This window comes from Thermomicrobium roseum DSM 5159, assembly GCF_000021685.1.
GTDB lineage: Bacteria > Chloroflexota > Chloroflexia > Thermomicrobiales > Thermomicrobiaceae > Thermomicrobium > Thermomicrobium roseum.
This window is the reverse complement of record NC_011959.1, coordinates 428,034-445,913: the sequence shown is the minus strand read 5'-3', so window position 1 is coordinate 445,913 and position 17,880 is coordinate 428,034. Positions and strand designations below refer to the sequence as shown.

17 protein-coding genes are annotated in these 17,880 nt (G+C 62.8%); 4 read left to right on the top strand and 13 right to left on the bottom strand.

Annotated elements, in window-relative coordinates; translation table 11 throughout:
• Positions 1-42: 42 nt before the first annotated feature.
• Entirely contained in the window at positions 43-1,077 is a 1,035-nt protein-coding gene (locus TRD_RS02065; protein WP_012641853.1) for an NDMA-dependent alcohol dehydrogenase, read from the bottom strand.
• 411 nt (positions 1,078-1,488) lie between these two features.
• On the opposite strand from TRD_RS02065, the gene TRD_RS02060 reads away from it, so the two are divergent.
• A complete protein-coding gene (locus TRD_RS02060; protein ID WP_012641852.1) occupies positions 1,489-2,580 on the top strand; it encodes a cobalamin-independent methionine synthase II family protein in 1,092 nt (363 codons plus the stop codon).
• 89 nt (positions 2,581-2,669) lie between these two features.
• Here TRD_RS02060 and TRD_RS02055 read toward each other — a convergent pair whose 3' ends face one another.
• From TRD_RS02055 to TRD_RS13470, 6 genes are all read right to left on the bottom strand, one after another.
• Positions 2,670-3,647, bottom strand: coding sequence for a DUF4349 domain-containing protein (locus TRD_RS02055; RefSeq protein WP_012641851.1), 978 nt, complete (start codon positions 3,645-3,647; stop codon positions 2,670-2,672).
• A 54-nt stretch (positions 3,648-3,701) separates the two neighbouring features.
• Positions 3,702-3,926 carry a DUF2905 domain-containing protein gene (locus TRD_RS02050; protein ID WP_012641850.1) on the bottom strand — a complete coding sequence of 75 codons (225 nt, stop codon included), beginning with the start codon at positions 3,924-3,926 and terminating at the stop codon, positions 3,702-3,704.
• A 17-nt stretch (positions 3,927-3,943) separates the two neighbouring features.
• Positions 3,944-4,072 (bottom strand): hypothetical protein, encoded by a 129-nt coding sequence (locus TRD_RS15205; protein WP_012641849.1) that lies wholly within the window; start codon positions 4,070-4,072, stop codon positions 3,944-3,946.
• A gap of 62 nt (positions 4,073-4,134) precedes the next feature.
• Positions 4,135-6,747, bottom strand: a complete 2,613-nt coding sequence (clpB, locus tag TRD_RS02045) for an ATP-dependent chaperone ClpB (RefSeq protein WP_012641848.1) — start codon at positions 6,745-6,747, stop codon at positions 4,135-4,137.
• 50 nt (positions 6,748-6,797) lie between these two features.
• Positions 6,798-7,154, bottom strand: a complete 357-nt coding sequence (locus tag TRD_RS02040) for a heat shock protein transcriptional repressor HspR (RefSeq protein ID WP_012641847.1) — start codon at positions 7,152-7,154, stop codon at positions 6,798-6,800.
• Between the two features lie 64 nt (positions 7,155-7,218).
• Positions 7,219-8,796 carry a D-alanyl-D-alanine carboxypeptidase family protein gene (locus TRD_RS13470; RefSeq protein WP_169302277.1) on the bottom strand — a complete coding sequence of 526 codons (1,578 nt, stop codon included), beginning with the start codon at positions 8,794-8,796 and terminating at the stop codon, positions 7,219-7,221.
• Positions 8,797-8,952: 156 nt separating this feature from the next.
• Here TRD_RS13470 and TRD_RS02030 point away from each other — a divergent pair, with 156 nt between their 5' ends.
• On the top strand, positions 8,953-10,161 hold the full coding sequence (locus tag TRD_RS02030; protein ID WP_012641845.1) for a DUF362 domain-containing protein: 1,209 nt from the start codon (positions 8,953-8,955) through the stop codon (positions 10,159-10,161).
• A 488-nt stretch (positions 10,162-10,649) separates the two neighbouring features.
• Here TRD_RS02030 and TRD_RS02025 read toward each other — a convergent pair whose 3' ends face one another.
• The 4 genes from TRD_RS02025 to TRD_RS13465 are packed head-to-tail and all read right to left on the bottom strand — an operon-like array spanning position 10,650 to position 13,981.
• Positions 10,650-11,411: a lysophospholipid acyltransferase family protein gene (locus TRD_RS02025; protein ID WP_012641844.1), complete on the bottom strand. Its 762-nt coding sequence runs from the start codon at positions 11,409-11,411 to the stop codon at positions 10,650-10,652.
• Complete coding sequence (gene cmk / locus TRD_RS02020; protein WP_012641843.1) at positions 11,368-12,114, bottom strand: (d)CMP kinase; 747 nt, start codon at positions 12,112-12,114, stop codon at positions 11,368-11,370. Before cmk ends, TRD_RS02025 begins: the two co-directional genes overlap by 44 nt.
• Positions 12,038-12,886 (bottom strand): pseudouridine synthase, encoded by an 849-nt coding sequence (locus tag TRD_RS02015; protein ID WP_012641842.1) that lies wholly within the window; start codon positions 12,884-12,886, stop codon positions 12,038-12,040. The genes cmk and TRD_RS02015 overlap by 77 nt, the downstream gene beginning before the upstream one ends.
• Positions 12,887-13,981, bottom strand: a complete 1,095-nt coding sequence (locus TRD_RS13465; RefSeq protein ID WP_012641841.1) for a D-alanyl-D-alanine carboxypeptidase family protein — start codon at positions 13,979-13,981, stop codon at positions 12,887-12,889.
• An 84-nt stretch (positions 13,982-14,065) separates the two neighbouring features.
• Between TRD_RS13465 and hisC the strand changes: the two genes are divergently transcribed.
• Entirely contained in the window at positions 14,066-15,148 is a 1,083-nt protein-coding gene (hisC, locus tag TRD_RS02005) for a histidinol-phosphate transaminase (protein ID WP_012641840.1), read from the top strand.
• A gap of 23 nt (positions 15,149-15,171) precedes the next feature.
• On the top strand, positions 15,172-15,780 hold the full coding sequence (hisB, locus tag TRD_RS02000; protein WP_012641839.1) for an imidazoleglycerol-phosphate dehydratase HisB: 609 nt from the start codon (positions 15,172-15,174) through the stop codon (positions 15,778-15,780).
• A gap of 6 nt (positions 15,781-15,786) precedes the next feature.
• Here hisB and rph read toward each other — a convergent pair whose 3' ends face one another.
• Positions 15,787-16,518, bottom strand: a complete 732-nt coding sequence (gene rph / locus TRD_RS01995; RefSeq protein WP_012641838.1) for a ribonuclease PH — start codon at positions 16,516-16,518, stop codon at positions 15,787-15,789.
• Positions 16,515-17,867, bottom strand: coding sequence for a replication-associated recombination protein A (locus TRD_RS01990; protein ID WP_012641837.1), 1,353 nt, complete (start codon positions 17,865-17,867; stop codon positions 16,515-16,517). The genes rph and TRD_RS01990 overlap by 4 nt, the downstream gene beginning before the upstream one ends.
• Between the last annotated feature and the right edge of the window lie 13 nt (positions 17,868-17,880).

Sequence of the window (17,880 nt, the reverse complement as noted above, 5' to 3'; positions counted from 1 at the left end):
GGGGCTGTTCCAGCGCGAGACCTATGCAGAACCTTCTCTCACTCAATCGAACACCAATACCCCGCGCAGGAGCCGACCCTCCTCGAGATCGAGGAACGCTTGGTTGATCTCGTCCAACCGATACCGCTTCGTCACGAGCTCGTCGAGCTTCAGTTTTCCATCCCTGTACAGTTCCAGAAGTCGAGGGATATCGACCCGCGGCACGTTGTGTCCGAAGATGGTTCCCACGATCTCTTTCGCTAGCAACATGAAGTCGTACGGAGTGATGTTCATGCGGTCCATGCGGCGATCCGACGCACCCACGATGACTGTTCGCCCCGCTTTGCGCGTCGCTCGTACACCCTGCCCGATGATATCGGCCGTCACCAGGGAAACCGTCAGCAAGACCACGTCGGCTCCCACGCCATGCGTGATATCGAGTACCCGCTGGACGGGATCCTCGCGGGTGGGGTTGATCGTGTGAGTCGCGCCGAATTCCTTGGCCTTCTCGAGTTTCCAGTCCACCAGATCGATGGCGATGACCTTCTCGGCACCCGCCATCGCTGCTCCTTGCACGGCGTTCATCCCCACCCCGCCCGTCCCGAAGATAGCCACCGTCTCCCCGGGCCGCACGCGTGCCCGGTTGACGGCCGCACCCCAGCCGGTGGGCACCGCACAGCCGACCAAGCAGGCGCGATCGAGCGGGAGATCGGGATCGATCTTGATCACCGAATCGACGGGACAGACGGTGTACTCGCTGAAGGCCGAGACGAGTGCGAACTGGGCGACATCTTCGCCCCGCTGGTTATGGAGGCGAAACGTCCCATCGAGTTGCGTGCCTTGCCCGATCAAAATACCGCGATCGCAGATCGCTGCCAGTCCACTCAGGCACCAGCGACACTTGCCGCAGGCGGGAATGTAACAGAGCACGACGTGGTCACCCGGCTGGACCTCGCTGACGCCGGGACCGACCTTTTCCACGATGCCAGCACCTTCGTGCCCGACGACCATGGGAAAGCGAACCGGAGCCTCTCCCTTGGCGAAGTGCCAATCGGAATGGCACAGTCCGGTGGCCACGAGCTTGACCAGCACTTTCACCCTCTTTCGGCTCGTCCAGTTCGAGTTCCTCGATCACGAACGAACGCGTCGGCCCATACAGCACCGCCGCTCTGGTTTTCATGATAGCAACCCTTTCTCAGAAAGTTTAATCATGAATCTTTCTCGTTTCGAGCATACGATAGCACCGCGTCCTGACTACGTCAACGGTCATGTTCTGCTATCGTGAATACACGAAACACCCGAAGAACCTGATCTCCCGCTCTCGATGGCGCACACGAGGGTAGTCATCTGCCTAGCTCGGCCGAAATTGCCGCCTCGCCCTCTACCATCGCTCCTGGGCATCGTTCACGATGATCACGAGCGGTTCTGTTCAGCTCTGTACTCCGTCGAGTATGCTACTCGTGGGCATGAAGAGCGTGCGGAAGGCAGCGTGAGGAAAGGACCGAGCACGTGTACTACCGTAGCGACGTCGTGGGGAGCTTGCTTCGCCCAGCTTACCTGATCGAAGCGCGACAACAATACGAAGCTGGGCAACTGAGTGCCGCCGAATTCAAGCGTCTCGAAGACCGCGCGGTCGACGAGGCGATCCAGCTTCAAGAAGAAGTCGGACTCGAAGTCGTCACCGATGGTGAACAACGTCGTTATGCATTCTTCGGTCATCTCGTCGAAGCCATAGAGGGCTTTGACAAGTTCGGCGGCTGGGCTATCCCCTTCCGCGACGAGGAAGGGCGCGAGAATCTCGTCCGTCGCCCGATCGTCGTCGAGAAACTCCGCTGGAAGCGCAACATGTGCGCCGAAGAGTTCACCTACCTCCGCGCCCGGACGAACCGAGTAGGCAAGGTCACCCTCGTCAGTACCATGCAGGCCGCCGTGTATTGGGACAAGAACAAGTCCACCAGCGCTTATCCGACGATCGATAGTTATCTCGCCGATATCGTCGACATCACCCGGCGCGAGATCGAGGAACTGATTCGCCTCGGCTGCACCTACATCCAGATCGACGCACCGCAGTATGCTGCCTTGCTCGATCCGAAGATCCGCGAAGGTTACCGCATCCGTGGGATCGACCCTGATCGCATCGTCGATCAGACCATCGAACTCGACAATGCTGTACTCGACGGATTCGACAAGCAGGGAATCGTCTTCGGCCTTCATATCTGCCGCGGCAACAACCAGAGCATGTTCTATGCGTCCGGTGGCTACGATCCGATCGCCGAGAAGGTCTTCCGCAAAACCAAGTTTCACCGCTTCCTCCTGGAATACGATGACGAACGATCGGGGACGTTCGAACCCTTGCGCTTCGTGCCAGAAGATCGCATCGTCGTACTCGGCCTCGTCACCACGAAGAAGATGCGCCTCGAATCACAGGAAGAGTTGATCCAGCGTATCAAGGAAGCAGCCAAGTACGTCCCGCTGGAGCGACTCGCGCTCAGTCCGCAATGCGGTTTCGCTTCGACCTGGGAAGGAAACCGGATTACGCCGGAGGTACAGCGCCAGAAGCTCGAGCTCGTGGCGAGGACCGCGCGACTGGTTTGGGGCTGATCCTCTGCTTACTTGCGGCCCGCCAGCACCACCTGGCGGGTCGCAGATTTTTCCCGATCGGGTGCCGATCGAGCCAGCAGCTGGCCACTTCAATCGCGTGGCTGCTCGCTGATCCGATCGCTCGACACTCCCTGCCGCTCCATCACCAGACGACTCACGAACCACCGCAAGAATGCGACGAGAACGACGCCGGCCGGAACGATCACACTGCCGAGAGCGGCGAGACGGCCACCCAAGTTGGCGAGATCGACCATTACCCCGATACCCCGATCCCAGCCAGCACGGAAGGCACTCTCCACGCGCTGCCCGAGTGAACGAGCGCTCCGTAATGCGACGGTGACGACTGCAAAACTGACGCGTTCCTGCAGAAAACGCTGCTGACTCTCCAACCGCTCGATTTCGGCGCGAATCCGCCGGAGTTCTTCCTCTACCCGCAGAACATCCTGGACGCGTTCCGCTCGCTCGACGAGCGAGAGATACCGCTGTTCTGCCGTACGCGCCGCCCGCAGACGCGCCTCGACGTCGATGACCTCCCCGGTCACATCTTGCCCGCGCAGCGAACGTTCCTCGACAGCGCGAACACCAGGGAACGACGCCAGCTGGTCGAGAAAGGCAGACAGCTGCGCTGCTGGAACAGCGACTGTTATCCGACCTGATGGAGAACAGGTTCCTGACGACACGTCAGCATCGATCGTGTAGCCGCCCACACTCGCCGCGAACTCCTGAATCCGCACCGCGACGGCATCGACATCGGTCACCAGAAGTCGCACTCTCGCCTCGTACCGGATAGCGCGCGTGTGCTCCAGCATCTCAGGCGCTTCACGCGGTTCGAGGGGACGCTCAGCTGGCAAGAAATACAGTAAACGCTCTCTAGACGACTCACTGAGGAAAGGCGCGCGTGCGAACGCGCGATCGTCGTCCTCGTCCTCCGGCTCCCCTGTCCGGCGAAAGTGCTGACCAGTATCGAGCCGCCACCTGCTGCGACTGAGTCCCTGGATCCCGAGAAAGAGAGCGACGAGTCCGACAAACGCCGCCAATAGCCATTCGAAGGCCGCGCGCAACCGCATCGTGCTCCTCCTTCCACGATTCTCTCGAGATCGCGATCAGGATAGCACGGTTGGTCAGCGGCGGAACAGAAGGTTGAGGAGAATCGTCAAGAGCAAGCTCAGGATCAACATCGACATCAACGGGATGTAGAGGGTGAAGTTCCCGCGCTGGTAGACGATATCCCCGGGGAGACGACCGATGAAGGGGATCCGACCAGCGAGGACGAGCAGCACCCCCAGGATGGCCAAAAGGAGTCCCATCACGATCAGCAGGCGACCAAAGGCCTGCAGCGACTCCATAGTCGGTTCACCCCTGCTCAAGAACGGCGGCCGAAAAGCTCACCGAGATGCGCCGCGAGATCGAAGATGAGCATGAACAGGAAAGGAACGAAGACGATCAGCGCGGCGATGACGATCAGCTTAGCGATTTCTGCCACGGCATCCATCGCGACCCTCCGTCAGCGGCGAACGAAACAGGGGATCGCCAGCCGGCGATCCCCTGTTCTCCTCAAGCGACGACCTCCGCTTCAGCCAACATGGAGCGGATGCTCAAGTTGCCGTGCTCGTCCACGTCGACCAGTACCGTTTCGCCGTCCCGCACCTCACCGCGCAGGAGCATGTTCGCCAACGGGTCCAGGAGTTCGCGCTGGATCACCCGCTTGAGCGGGCGAGCTCCGTAGACCGGATCGTAGCCTCGCTCAGCCAGCCACTCCTTCGCCCGGAGCGTGACCTGCAGCGTGATATTGCGCTGCTTCAAGCGCTGACGCACCTGCCGCAACTGGATGTCCACGATCTGCGAGAGCTGCTCGCGCGTCAGCGGCCGGAACATGATGATCTCGTCGATCCGGTTGAGGAACTCCGGCCGGAAGTGTGCTCGCACCGCCTGCATCACCCGCTCGTACGCTTCTTCCTCACGGTGCGGGAGCAGCGCCTGAATGTACTCCGACCCCAGGTTGCTGGTCATGATGATGACCGTGTTTCGGAAATCGACGGTTCGCCCCTGCCCGTCGGTCAGCCGGCCATCGTCCAGTACCTGGAGGAGAACATTGAAGACTTCCGGATGAGCCTTTTCGATCTCATCGAAAAGGACCACCGAATACGGTCGCCGCCGCACTGCCTCCGTCAACTGGCCGCCTTCTTCGTAGCCCACATAGCCAGGCGGGGCACCGATCAAGCGCGACACCGTGTGCCGCTCCTGATACTCCGACATGTCGATCCGTACCATCGCCCGCTCGTCGTCGAACAGGAACTCGGCGAGAGCCCGCGCCAACTCCGTCTTGCCAACCCCGGTCGGGCCGAGGAAGATGAAGCTTCCGAGCGGACGGTTCGGATCCTGTAGACCAGCCCGCGCCCGTCGAATCGCATTGGAGACGGCCCGCACCGCCTCGTCTTGACCGACGACACGCTCGTGCAACCGCTCTTCCATATGGACGAGCTTCTCCATCTCGCCTTCCATCAGCTTGGCGACCGGAATACCCGTCCACTTGCTCACGATCTCCGCGATATCGTCGGCATCGACCTCTTCCTTGAGCAGCCGACCCTGGCGCTGCACGTCGGCGAGTCGCCGCTCCTCCTCGCGCAACTGCCGCTCCAACTCGACCAACCGTCCATACTGGAGCTCCGAGGCACGCGTGTAATCCGCCGCGCGCAGCGCTTGTTCGATCTCGATGCGCGTCTGCTCGATCTGCTCTTTGAGCGCGTTGATCCGCTCCAGCGCCTGGCGCTCTTGCTCCCACTGCGAGCGGAGGACCTGCTCCTGCTCGCGCAGATTGGCCAACTCCCGCTCCAGTTCGGCCAAACGCTGGCGGGATGCTTCGTCTCGCTCTTTGCGCAACGCTTCACGCTCGATCTCGAGCTGGGTGATCCGCCGCGTCAGCTCGTCCAGTTCCGCCGGCATACTGGTGATCTCCATCCGCAGACGAGCAGCTGCCTCGTCCACGAGGTCGATCGCCTTGTCCGGCAGAAACCGGTTCGTGATGTACCGGTGCGAAAGGACTGCCGCCGCGACCAGCGCCGAATCGAGGATCCGCACCTTGTGGTGAAGTTCGTAGCGCTCCCGCAAGCCACGCAGGATGCTGATCGTATCCTCGACCGACGGCTCATCGACAAAGACCGGCTGGAACCGACGCTCCAACGCGGGATCCTTCTCGATATGCTTTCGATACTCGTCGAGCGTCGTCGCACCGATCGCGTGGAGTTCTCCACGCGCCAGCATCGGCTTCAGCATGTTGGCCGCGTCCATCGCGCCTTCGGCTGCTCCCGCACCAACCACCGTGTGGACCTCGTCGATGAAGACGATGATCTCGCCTTCCGAGGCACGGATCTCGTCGAGCACTGCCTTCAGGCGCTCCTCGAACTCGCCTCGGTACTTCGCACCAGCGAGCATCGCCGCGAGGTCGAGCTGGACGATCCGCTTATCGCGCAATCCCTCTGGTACGTCACCCCGCACGATCCGCTGGGCCAACCCTTCCACGATCGCAGTCTTGCCCACGCCGGGTTCACCGATCAGGACCGGGTTGTTCTTGGTACGCCGCAGCAGCACCTGGATGACGCGGCGGATCTCATCGTCGCGACCGATAACCGGGTCGAGCTTACCCTGCCGCGCCAGTGCTGTGAGGTCACGGCCATACCGTTCCAGCGCCTGGTAGGTCGACTCTGGGTTGGGAGACGTCACCCGCTGTGCGCCGCGGATCTGGCTCAAAGCTTCCAGCACCCGCTCACGCTGGACGCCCAATCGCGCCAACGCCTGAACAGCTGGCGACCGCGGGGCCGCATCCAGCGCAGCGAGCAACAAGTGTTCGGTACTGATGTATTGGTCACCGAAACTCTGGGCTTCGCTTTGGGCACGCTCCAGGACACGCCGCAGCACCGGTGAGATCGTCGGCTCAGCGGCGTATTGCAGGCGCGGCAACGTTTCCAAAACCCGTTCGAGCTCCTGCGCAACGCGGCGCGGGTCGAGCTGCAGGCGCAACAAGACCTGCGGTACGACACCATCATGCTGGGTCACCAGCGCATACAGGAGATGTTCGACATCGAGCTGACTGTTTTGCCGCTCAGCGGCCGTCCGCTGCGCTGTCACCAATGCCTCTTGAGCCTTTTCGGTGAATTGCGGTCGTCCCATCTTTCCCTTCCTCAAATGATTTTTTTTCGCGTGGACGAGAGGCGACGCGGTCACGACTCCGGGGTGGAACCGAGCAGCTGCAACATGCTGTCGATTTCGGCGACCACCGAATCGAAAACCCGGTCATACTGTTCCGAAATCGCCAGGCACCGCTCCCGCAGTCGCTGGAGCTGCTCAGTGAGCGCAAGCGCGAGCTGCACTCCAGCCAGATTGACACCTCGTTCCTCTACCAGGTACTTGACCTGCCGCAGCCGTTCGAGATCCTCGGCTGAATAGAGCCGCAGGTTGCCACGTGTCCGCGATGGAGTCACGAAGCCCTCGCGCTCGTACTTCCGCAGCGTCTGCGGGTGCAGCTCGAGCAACCGCGCAGCAACGCTGATCACGTAAAGCGGCTCGGATCGGCGCATCGCAACCTCCCGCGTGCCTCTCCTCCTGCACTCGGGCAGAGTATACCAGCTGATACGAATCGTATCAAGTCTCGAAGCGCTGCGAGAACCGGCCGATGACGAGCTGGGGCGAGTTGGTCGCCGCAGAGAGTTCGGCAAGAGCGGTGCGAATCGCTGGTAGATCACCGAAGCTGAGCCGCGCCACCGTCAACAGTGTCCGCGCATCGCGCAGACGACCGACGCGTCGGTACGCCTGGGCAGCAGCGATGACACCAGCTGGTGACAGTGTCCAGAATTCCGGAGCACGCGTGAGATCGAAGTTCGGATTCAGACGCAAGGCGTGCAAAAATTCATGCTCTGCCACAGCGATATCCCCCCGACGAGCTGCACGCACCGCCCGTTGTGCCACGTGTACTGCTGGATCGAACGGAACGATCCGTCCGCTTGCGTCTTGCGTCCCTTCGTCTCGTGCCGGTAAAACGGCCGAGCGGCGCCGATCGGTTCTCACTCTCGCTGGTCGGACACTGTGCGGGCCAGGGCGCCTCCCACGTCGCTGTCCACGATCGAGCGTGGCGCGCCGACCGGCGCGACGACGTGCGATGACCACGGCCATGATCGCCGGAAACCCACTGGCGAGTACACCTGCCGCAACAGCGGTCGTCACTGCCGAAGCTGGCCAGAACCACAGCTCGTTCGATGCGGGCAGCGGAGTAGGAGCCTCGAGGATCAGGGCTCGCGGCCCCCCGACGGTCATCGCAGCGTCTCCAATGGGTCGACTAGCCGAGATGTCTCTCGCGCTCGCCTCAGCGGCAGAGCCCGCCAACCCAGCCGCTGGAGCGGGCGCCAGCTGAGCGAATGCATAGTCCAGGAGCTGGACAGCATCAGCGTACCAGGCATCCCGCGTACTCCCCAGCACGACGACGATCACCGTCGTGCCGTCCCGTTCGGCCGCCTCGATGAGCGAGTACCCGGCCGCCTCGGTAATCCCCGTTTTGCCACCGATCAAACCCGGATAGCGACCGAGCAGGCGGTTGGTCGTTTGGACTGCGTGTACCCCATCGTCATAGGAGGGGGTTTGCAGTATCCGGCGAAGTTCCGGGCGCTGCAGAACCGCACGGGTGAGGAGCGCGAGGTCGCGTGCTGTCGTCACATGTCCTTCCTGATCGAGTCCGTGCGGATTGCGGAAGGTGGTCCGTTCCAATCCGAGGCGCTGTGCCAAGAGGTTCATCTGTTTGACGAAGCGGTTGACTGCAGCTTCCGGTGTGTCCCCTGGCAGTCCGCTCAGGTTCCGAGCGATCGTCATCGCGGCATCGTTGCCCGAGGCCAGGAGCAGCCCGTAGAGTGCCGCCTCGAGCGTAATCTGCTCGCCAGGACGGAGTCCCATCGATGATTCGCCCACTAGGTCCTGTGCCTGTACTGTCAAAACCGTGTCGCGGGGCGCTAACTCGACAGCAGTCAGCGCGGTCGCCAACTTGGTCAGGCTCGCCGGGGCGCGCGGAGCGTCCGGCTCTTTCGCATAGAGCACGCGCCCGCTTTCGGCCTCGATCGCGATCGCCGCTGCGGCAACGATCGAGGGCGTTTCAGTTTCGGCCTGCACCGCGCCCGCTGGAGCGGCGAACCACCCACTCAGGATGACCGCAAGACAAAACCATACCCTGGCCAACGCAGCCCCCGCGTCGTCCTTCTGGCTCCACCGGTCTCTGACTACTGGGCACATCCTAGCAGGTCGGAGACTGTACGGACAAGGGTCGTTCTGACGAGTGGCAACCGCTGCCACCGCGTGTTACGATCCCTAACCGTGAAACCGGAGGCTTGGCTCATGGCTGACTTTCCTGGTAAGGGCAAGGTCGCAGTCCTACGCACGACACCAGAGACCGTCCTCGCCGACATCGGGCGAGCGATGCTCATGGCCGGTTACCGCGAGGCACTCCCGCGCGATCGCGAGACGATTCTCAAGATCAACATCACCTGGGATACCTGGTATCCCGGCTGCTCGACGACCCCGTGGCAACTCGAGGGCGTTATCCGTCGCTTGAAAGCCGACGGGTACGGGCATCTCATTGCCGCCCACAACCGAACGGTCGTCGTCGATGCCTACAAGGGCGAGCGGAACAACAAGCACAAGTACGTCGTCGACAAGTACGGCGTCGAAAACGTTCACCTCTACGAGCCACACGTCGAGTGGGTACCCTATGAACCGAAGAGTGAACTCCTCGTCCTGCACAAGATCTTCCCGGAAGGCATCCGTATTCCCAAGCTCTTCATCGGTCGAAACATCATTCATCTTCCGACCGTGAAGACGCACGTCTTCACCACGATCACCGGCGCAATGAAGAACGCGTTCGGTGGACTCCTCAACGAGCGGCGACATTGGACACACGCTGTCATTCACGAGACACTCGTCGATCTCCTGACGATCCAACAAGAGATCCACCCTGGCATCTTCGCGGTGATGGACGGAACCTTCGCGGGGGACGGCCCAGGACCCCGTGCCATGCGTCCTCATGAGAAGGACATCATTCTGGCTAGTGCTGACCAAGTCGCTATCGACGCCATCAGTGCCAAGTTGCAGGGATTCGATCCGCTCTCCATACCGTTCATTCGCATCGCACACGAACGAGGGTTGGGGATCGGTGATCCGCGCAAGATCGAAGTCATCGGTGAGGACATTTCCAACGAATCATGGGGATTCGTCGCAGGAGACACATTCGCGAGCCGCGGCCAGAAGCTGATTTACCACGGCCCACTCAAACCGCTGGAAAATCTCCTCTTGCGCTCGCCGCTCGTCCCCTGGTCGTATGTCGCTTCCAATGTCTATCACAACGTCTATTGGTACCCAGTGCACGGACGCCGGCGTGTCAAAGAGGCGCTTCAGACGAAATGGGGACAACTCTTCCTGAGTTACGACGACGGGAAAGTCGTCCTCCCCGGGCCTGACCCACTCGGTACAGCCATTGTCGTCGGTGGACTCGCCGCGCTCGTTGCCGGCACGATCAGCGTCGCACGGTGGTTGCGCCGGGACCACTGATTAGTCAGCACGAGTCGGAATCCCAGCGTCGCGAACCGACATTGCCCGCCGCACCGCAGGAGCTGTCCCGTCCACCTGACGTCGAGCGAGCGTCCGGTACTCCCGACACGACCTGGTCACGCGTGCTCTGCTGCAACCGGCGCAGCGATTTCGGGCCGGATGGTAGAGCGACCACGAGTCGCGCTGCCGCCCTTGGCAGTGCACGCTTTTGATCCGCCAGACGATCGAACTCCTGACTTTACGACCGTCGAACCGGAGTTGTCGTCGAGCGTCTCTGCGGTTCCTGTCGACTCGTTCTCCATCTCCGCCTCAGAGGTGCCAGAAGTGCTCGCGCCGCGGGCACGGACACGGGTAATGTCCACTGAGGATGAGGAGGCTTCCTTCCAGCCTTGGCTGTTCCGCTGAGTTGCTCGCCTACCCGTTGCCCGGCCGCGAGTGGAAAGCAGTGCCAGGAGCGTCGGCCGATGTCACCCTACCGCGGGGCCGACTCACCCGACTCGACCAGGGTCCCCGGTCGGCACGCCCACCAGACTCGACGGCTCACGCACCAACCGCTCACGATAGACACCGCGATACTGGTCGGGGAGAAGACGCGCGATCGCGAGCATCACTTCGTCAGCCAGCTCCTCGGGCGATCGCTCGCGGCCCTCAGGCGCCTGCAAGGCGATGGTCACTGGAGGACCGATCCGTACGGTCACGCGTGGCCAGCCGCGCAGCGGTCGCCGCCCCTTGGCACCATTGAAAGGCAGGACCTCGGTTCCCCAGATCGCCACGGGGAGAACCGGTACGGACGGATTGCGCCGGATCAACAACCCTACCCCGGGATGCGGTGGCTGCAGTGTACCAGTCACGCTCCTCGTCCCCTCGGGAAAAATCCCGACCAGCATCCCCTCATGCAGGAGGCGTTCAGCATGCCGCAACGCCTGGCGATCCGGCCGTCCGCGATCGACCGGAAACGCGCCGGATTGCCGCACGAACCAGCGTATGACCGGGACACCGAAGAGTTCCCGCTTGGCCATGAAGAGGACCGGGCGGGGAAACGCGGCGATGATCAAGACCGGATCGGCATTGTGCAGATGATTCGCCGCGACGAGCGCCGGCCCGACACGTGGCACGTGTTCCAACCCCTCGATCCGAAAACGGATGAGGAGACGCAGAAGCGGCACGACGAAAACGCGCGCCGTCAAGAAGATCCATGTCTTGATCTTACGGCGCCGCGAGAGGCGCCACTCCGGCGGAATCCGATCCATGGTTCGCACACTCGCATCGCTCGCGGACGACCGCGAGCACCGTTTCGACGACCTCTTCGATGGTACGATCATCCGTATCGATGATAACCGCATCCTCAGCCGGACGCATCGGGGCAATAGCTCGCGTCGCATCCCGGCGATCACGGTCAGCCAATTCCGCGACGATCTCCTCCAGCGAGCGCACGATTCCCCGTCGCGCCAAGTCACGTTGTCGCCGTCGCGCCCGCTCTTCCAGCGATGCGTGCAACCAAATCTTCACCGGGGCTTCCGGCATGACCACGGTGCCGATATCCCGGCCAGCGATGACGACGCGCCCGTTGCGCGCTAGCTCCCGCTGCAAGCGGAGGAGAGCCCGCCGGACCGGCGGATGGGCCGAAACCAGGGAAGCGAGCCGATCGATCTCTGGGGTTCGGATCGCCCAGGTCACATCGCGACCGTCCAGCCAGACGTCATAGAGCCGCCCGTCCTGGATCGAAGGTGGACCGACCCGAATCGACAGGTTCTGCGCCAGTTGCGCCAATCGTTCTGCATCGTCCGGTGCGATTCCCCGCTCCAGCGCCAGCAAGGCGAGCACCCGATAGACAACCCCAGTATCGAAGTACAGTGCACCGAGTCGTTTGGCGACTTCAGCGCCGACGGTGCTCTTTCCTGACCCCGCTGGGCCGTCGATCGCCACGACGAGCTGGCATGCCCCTGCCACCACGCGCCTTCCGTTCCCTTCCCACCGCTCCCTCGGGAAACTCCGGTAAGCCGACCGCTCGGCGCAAGGCCGCTACCTCGCTGGCTGTGAGGTCGCGCCATCGTCCGGGCGGAAGATCACCGAGTCGTAACGGCCCGACGCGAACGCGCTGCAAGCGAAGCACCGGATAGCCGACACGCTCGAAGACACGACGGATGATGCGGTTGCGTCCCTCGTGTATCACGACGCGATACACGGTGCCCTGCGGCTCGACCCGAATCGCCTCTAATCGTCGAATCCGTACCGGACGTCCATCGACCGGCACGCCGCGACGCAAGGCTTCCTCGACTTCAGGTGGAGGAAAGCCATCGACGAGAACCTCGTACTCCTTTTCCAGCTCGTAGCGCGGATGCGTGATCCGGTAGATCAGATCGCCGTCATTGGTGAGGAGGAGGAGACCCGAGGAATCTCGATCCAGTCGTCCAACGGGTACGACACGCTCAGGAACCTGGACGAGATCGAGCACCGTCTTACGTCCGTATTCATCGGCAGTCGTCGTGATGTAACCCACCGGTTTGTGCAGCACGATGTATCGCCGAGGCTCCGAGTGGAGCGGCTTTCCGTCGACACAGATTTCCTGGCGCTCTGGATCGACCTTGCGCCCGAGTTCGCGCACGACGACGCCATCGACGGTCACCCGACCCGCCAGAATCAGCTCTTCGGCTTTCCGCCGCGATGCGACACCGTGCGCGGCAAGAACACGCTGCAGTCGCTGCTCGGTCATCGTCACGCTCACTCACCGCTCCACACGCAGGAGCGGCACGATGAAGAGGTCGCTCGTTCCGATCCGTAATCGTACCGTACCGACGACATCGGCTGATGAGTGCTGCCGATCGATGATGACCCGCACCTGGTCAGCTGTCTCGTTCGCGACCACGACGGTCGGCACGAGAGCCGGAACGATTCCCTCTCGCGCCAGCCTGGCTAATTCCGCGAACGATCGGCCATCGAGGGTAAACCACCGGTACTGCCGGTCGAGATAGGTCAGCAGTGCCCGCGCGTCAGCGTAACGGTCGCGACTGCTCAGCAACACGAGTACCACGATGTCGTTGCCGCGTCGTACCGCGGCCACCAGGCATTGTCCCGCAGCCACTGAGGTGCCTGTCTTGACTCCGAGCGCATCGGGCTCGGTGAGGAACTGGTTCGTGTTGACGACCGTGATCCGGCGACTCTGTGGCCCGGCGATCTCGATCTCGCGCGTCCGTGTCGCAACGAGCTCGGCGAGCAACGGGTCGCTCAAGACCGCTGCGGCGATGATCGCGAGATCGCGCGCCGAGACGGTCTGACCGGGCACGTCACGCCCATCCGGCGTTGCGAACCACGAATGCCGCAAGCCGAGACGCGCGGCTTCTTGGTTCATCGCGTCGATGAAGGCAGTCCGCGGCACGTCATGTTCCGGATCGATCCGCTCCCCAGCGACCCGAGCGAGGGCGAGTGCCGCATCACCGGCCGAGGCGATCAGCATGGCGGCCAGGAGATCGGTCACCGTTACGCGATCACCAGGCTGGAAGCCAGCATTGGCATAGACGGCCGGATCGACGAGGTCATCGGACCGAATCGTGATCGACTCGTCCGGCCGGAGCCAGCGCCGGACGACCAAAGCAGTCATCAGTTTGGTCGTACTCGCTGGCGGCAGAGGGCGATCAGCTTCTTGCGCCCAGAGTTCCACCCCGGCCGTGATATCGACCGCAAAGCTCGCCCGGGCAGTGAGCGTGGGGCGCTCGGCAGGCTGGTAGGCCGATGACGGCGCGGGGCGGCTGGACACCTCCGGGACGACAGCCACCGCTCGCGTTGTCGTCCCGAGAAGAGCGAGCATGAGCACCGAGGCCATGAGCAGGCCTCGCACGCCTTGGCACGCTCGGCCGAACACACGGTACTCTTGCTGCGAGAGTGCAACACACGGAGGGAGGGGCGCGTGGCAGCGAGGCGAGCGGTGCGGGCGAGTATCGAGAACGCGGTGGAATATCTTCCTGTCGAGAGCCGCGAAACGATCGCGGAGCGCCTCGGTGTTCCACCCGAACAGGTGGCCAAGCTCGATGCGAACGAGAACCCGTACGGCCCGCCACCAGCGGTCATCGCGGCGCTTGCCTCGCTCCCTGACCTGCATCTCTATCCCGACCCCGACCAACGGCGCGCTCGTGCTGCACTCGCGGACTATACCGGCATGCCAGCTGAACGCATTCTTCTGGGTAATGGATCCGATGAACTCATCGATCTGCTCTTGCTCGTGACGATCGAGCCTGGCGACGAGGTGGTCGTTCCCGTCCCGAGCTTTGGCGTGTATCTCTCGCGACCACCGCTTTTCGGTGCCCGGGTCATCACCGTACCACGCCGCGAGGACTTCGACCTCGACCTCGAGACGATCGAAGACGCCATCACTCCCCGCACCAAGCTGCTCTTCCTCGCCTCACCGAACAACCCGACCGGCAACCTGGTCACTCCACAGCAACTCTCGCGATTACTCCGCACGGGAATCCTCGTCGTTCTCGACGAAGCGTACTACGAGTTCGCAGGTCAGACGCTCGCGCCCTTTGCGCGCGAGTTCGAGAATCTCGTGATCCTCCGGACGTTCAGCAAATGGGCCGGGCTCGCTGGGCTCCGCATCGGTTACGGCATCTTCCCTCCCCATCTCGCGGCAGCATTGTGGCGTGTCAAGCAGCCGTTCAATGTCAGCACTGCAGCACAAGCGGCGGTCGAGGCTGCGCTGGCTGACCGCACCTGGCTCATGCAGCGGGTGCTACACGTGCGACTCGAGCGGGGACGTCTCTACCGAGCATTGCGCCGCTACCCCTTCCTCACCCCATACCCGTCGCACGGAAACTTCATTCTCTGCCGCGTGCATGACGGGAGAGCCCACCAGTTGCACGCCCATCTCTTGCAGCACGCGATCGTCGTACGACGCTATGATGACGAGTGGCTCCGCGACTACTTGCGGATCACCGTCGGGACACCCGAGCAGACCGACCGCATTCTCGCCGCCCTCGACACATTCCGGTGATGGACAACGAGAGGAGCACGCCGTTGACAGAAATCCGAAGAGCCTCCATTCGGCGCACGACGACCGAGACCGACGTCAGTGTCGATTTGATCATCGATGGAACCGGACGCTCGAGTGTCGCGACCGGGATCGGTGCACTCGACCATTTCTTGACGCTCTTCGCGCGACACGGGCGCTTCGATATCGACATCCAGGCGCGCGGTGACCTCCATGTCGATGCGCACCATACGGTGGAGGACGTCGCGCTCTGCCTCGGTCAGGCGCTCCGACGCGCCCTGGGCGACTGGCGCGGTATTCGTCGTATGGCCGATGCGGCTGTGCCGATGGACGAAGCGCTCGCCCAGGTAGCCGTCGATCTCAGCGGGCGCGGCTCGTTTCACTACCGTGACCCCTGGCCAGGTGGGGCCGTCGGCCAACTCGAGGCCGATCTCGTCCGCCACTTTCTGGAGACGCTCGCTCGGGAGGCTCGCATCACGATTCACGTGGTGACACTCTACGGTTCCAACGTTCACCATCAGATCGAAGCGATTTTCAAAGCACTGGCCCGCGCGCTCGATGCCGCCACCGAACTCGATACCCGCATCGCTGGGCAACTGCCCAGTACCAAGGAACACCTGGAAATTCAGGGGTGAGCAGCCTCACGACAGACCGAGCGCACGCCTTTGGACGAGCATGAGTTCGCTGATGCCCCGCTCGGCAAGCCGCAACAGCTGTTCCAGCACCTCGCGTCCGAAAGGCTGCCCCTCCGCGGTACCTTGCAGCTCCACGAACTCGCCGCGGTCGGTCATGACGATATTCATGTCGACCTCCGCGCAGCTGTCCTCGGCATATTCGAGATCGAGTCGCGGCTGGCCAGCGACGACACCGACGCTGACCGCTGCGACCTGCCGTACGACTGGCAAGGACTCGATGCGCCCTTCCGCGAGTAGGTGCTGGAGGGCAAGATGGAGCGCCACCCATCCGCCAGTGATCGCCGCGGTGCGTGTCCCACCATCCGCCCGAAGCACGTCACAGTCGATGATGATCGTCCGCTCACCGAGCGCTGCCAGGTCCACAGCCGCCCGTAAAGACCGGCCGATGAGACGCTGAATCTCCGCCGTCCTCCCGCCAGGACCCATGCGCTCCCGGGGAATGCGCTCACGACCGGAACGAGGCAGCATTCCGTACTCGGCCGTGATCCACCCTTGTCCACTACCTACCAGGAAGCTCGGAACGCGCTCTTCGACGGTTGCCGCGCAGAGGACATGTGTGTTACCCAGCATGATCAGTGCCGAACCCTCTGCATAGGGAATGTAGTGAGGAACGATCTCCACGGGACGCAATTCGTCGTTGGCTCGCCCGTGTCGGACAGGAATCGCCAGTTCGTTCACCCCGATCCCCCTCCCGACTCGGTCGGCCCCGCCCTCTGTCCACGAGCAGCGCGGATCGCTGCCAGCCGTTCGCGGAGCCGCACTTCCCAACCGCGGTCGGATGGTTCGTAATAGCGTCGTCCGCGGAGGAGCGGTGGGAAATAGTCTTGCCTGCCGATACCGTCCGGCTCATCGTGGGGATACCGGTAACCAACTCCCCATCCGAGCTGGCGCAGCAGTGTCGTCGGCGCGTTGCGCAGGTGCAGCGGCACCGGCTCGTTGCGCGTTTGCACCACATCGCGCCGCGCAGCCTCGTACGCGCGGTACACCGCGTTGCTCTTAGGTGCCAGCGCGAGGTAGACGGTCGCTTCGGCCAGGGCGAGCGCTCCTTCCGGCATACCGAGAAAATGCACAGCCTGCTGCGCGGCAACTGCAACCACCAGCGCGTGCGGATCAGCCAGTCCAATATCCTCGCTGGCTGCTCGCACGAGTCGCCGAGCTACGTAAAGTGGATCGTCGCCATGCTCGAGCATGCGGGCTAACCAGTAGAGCGCCGCATCCGGGTCCGAGCCGCGGATCGCCTTGTGCAGGGCCGAAATCGTATCGTAATGCGCATCGCCAGCCCGATCGTACACACTCCCACGGCGCATCGCTGCCTGGTGCACGAGTTCCACCGTGATCGTTCCCTCCTGTGCACCGGCAGCAGCCACCTCCAGCGTGTTGAGCGCCATGCGGGCATCGCCGTTCGCCAGTCCCACCAGCAGCCGGAGTGCCTCCGGCTCGATGCGCAGGCCGAGTTCACCCAACCCACGCTCACGATCGACGAGAGCCCGTTCCACGAGCGTCTGGATCGCCTGATCGGACAGCGGCTCGAGTACGACGACGCGGCAACGCGACAACAGCGGTGCATTGATCTCGAAAGAGGGATTCTCCGTCGTCGCACCGATCAAAACGATCGTGCCGTCCTCGACAGCTGGCAACAACGCGTCTTGCTGCGCCCGATTGAAGCGATGGATCTCGTCGATGAAAACGATCGTCCGCTGACCGTGCTGCGCGAAGCGGTCACTGGCTTCCTGCACGACCCGCCGGATATCGGCCACCGAGGCACTGACCGCCGACAGTGGTACGAACGCCGAACGCGTGTGTTTCGCGATCAAGCGAGCCAATGTTGTCTTCCCACAACCGGGAGGCCCCCAGAGGATGAGCGAGACGAGCTGGTCTCGTTCGATCAGCGAGCGGAGCAGAGCTCCTGGCCCGAGCACATGCTCTTGGCCGACCACTTCATCGAGCGTGCGGGGCCGCATCCGTTCGGCTAGCGGTGCGCAGCGCTCTCGCAACGATCGACGGTGCGATTCGAAGAGATTCTCCATCGCATTCCAGCCG

Coding starts and splice junctions, on each gene's coding strand:
- TRD_RS02055 (WP_012641851.1), bottom strand. CDS start 3,647: ATGCGGTTGCGCGCGGCCTTCGAATGGCTATTGGCGGCGTTTGTCGGA.
- TRD_RS02050 (WP_012641850.1), bottom strand. CDS start 3,926: ATGGAGTCGCTGCAGGCCTTTGGTCGCCTGCTGATCGTGATGGGACTC.
- TRD_RS15205 (WP_012641849.1), bottom strand. CDS start 4,072: ATGGATGCCGTGGCAGAAATCGCTAAGCTGATCGTCATCGCCGCGCTG.
- clpB (WP_012641848.1), bottom strand. CDS start 6,747: ATGGGACGACCGCAATTCACCGAAAAGGCTCAAGAGGCATTGGTGACA.
- TRD_RS02040 (WP_012641847.1), bottom strand. CDS start 7,154: ATGCGCCGATCCGAGCCGCTTTACGTGATCAGCGTTGCTGCGCGGTTG.
- TRD_RS02030 (WP_012641845.1), top strand. CDS start 8,953: ATGGCTGACTTTCCTGGTAAGGGCAAGGTCGCAGTCCTACGCACGACA.
- TRD_RS02025 (WP_012641844.1), bottom strand. CDS start 11,411: ATGGATCGGATTCCGCCGGAGTGGCGCCTCTCGCGGCGCCGTAAGATC.
- TRD_RS13465 (WP_012641841.1), bottom strand. CDS start 13,981: ATGGCCTCGGTGCTCATGCTCGCTCTTCTCGGGACGACAACGCGAGCG.
- TRD_RS01990 (WP_012641837.1), bottom strand. CDS start 17,867: ATGGAGAATCTCTTCGAATCGCACCGTCGATCGTTGCGAGAGCGCTGC.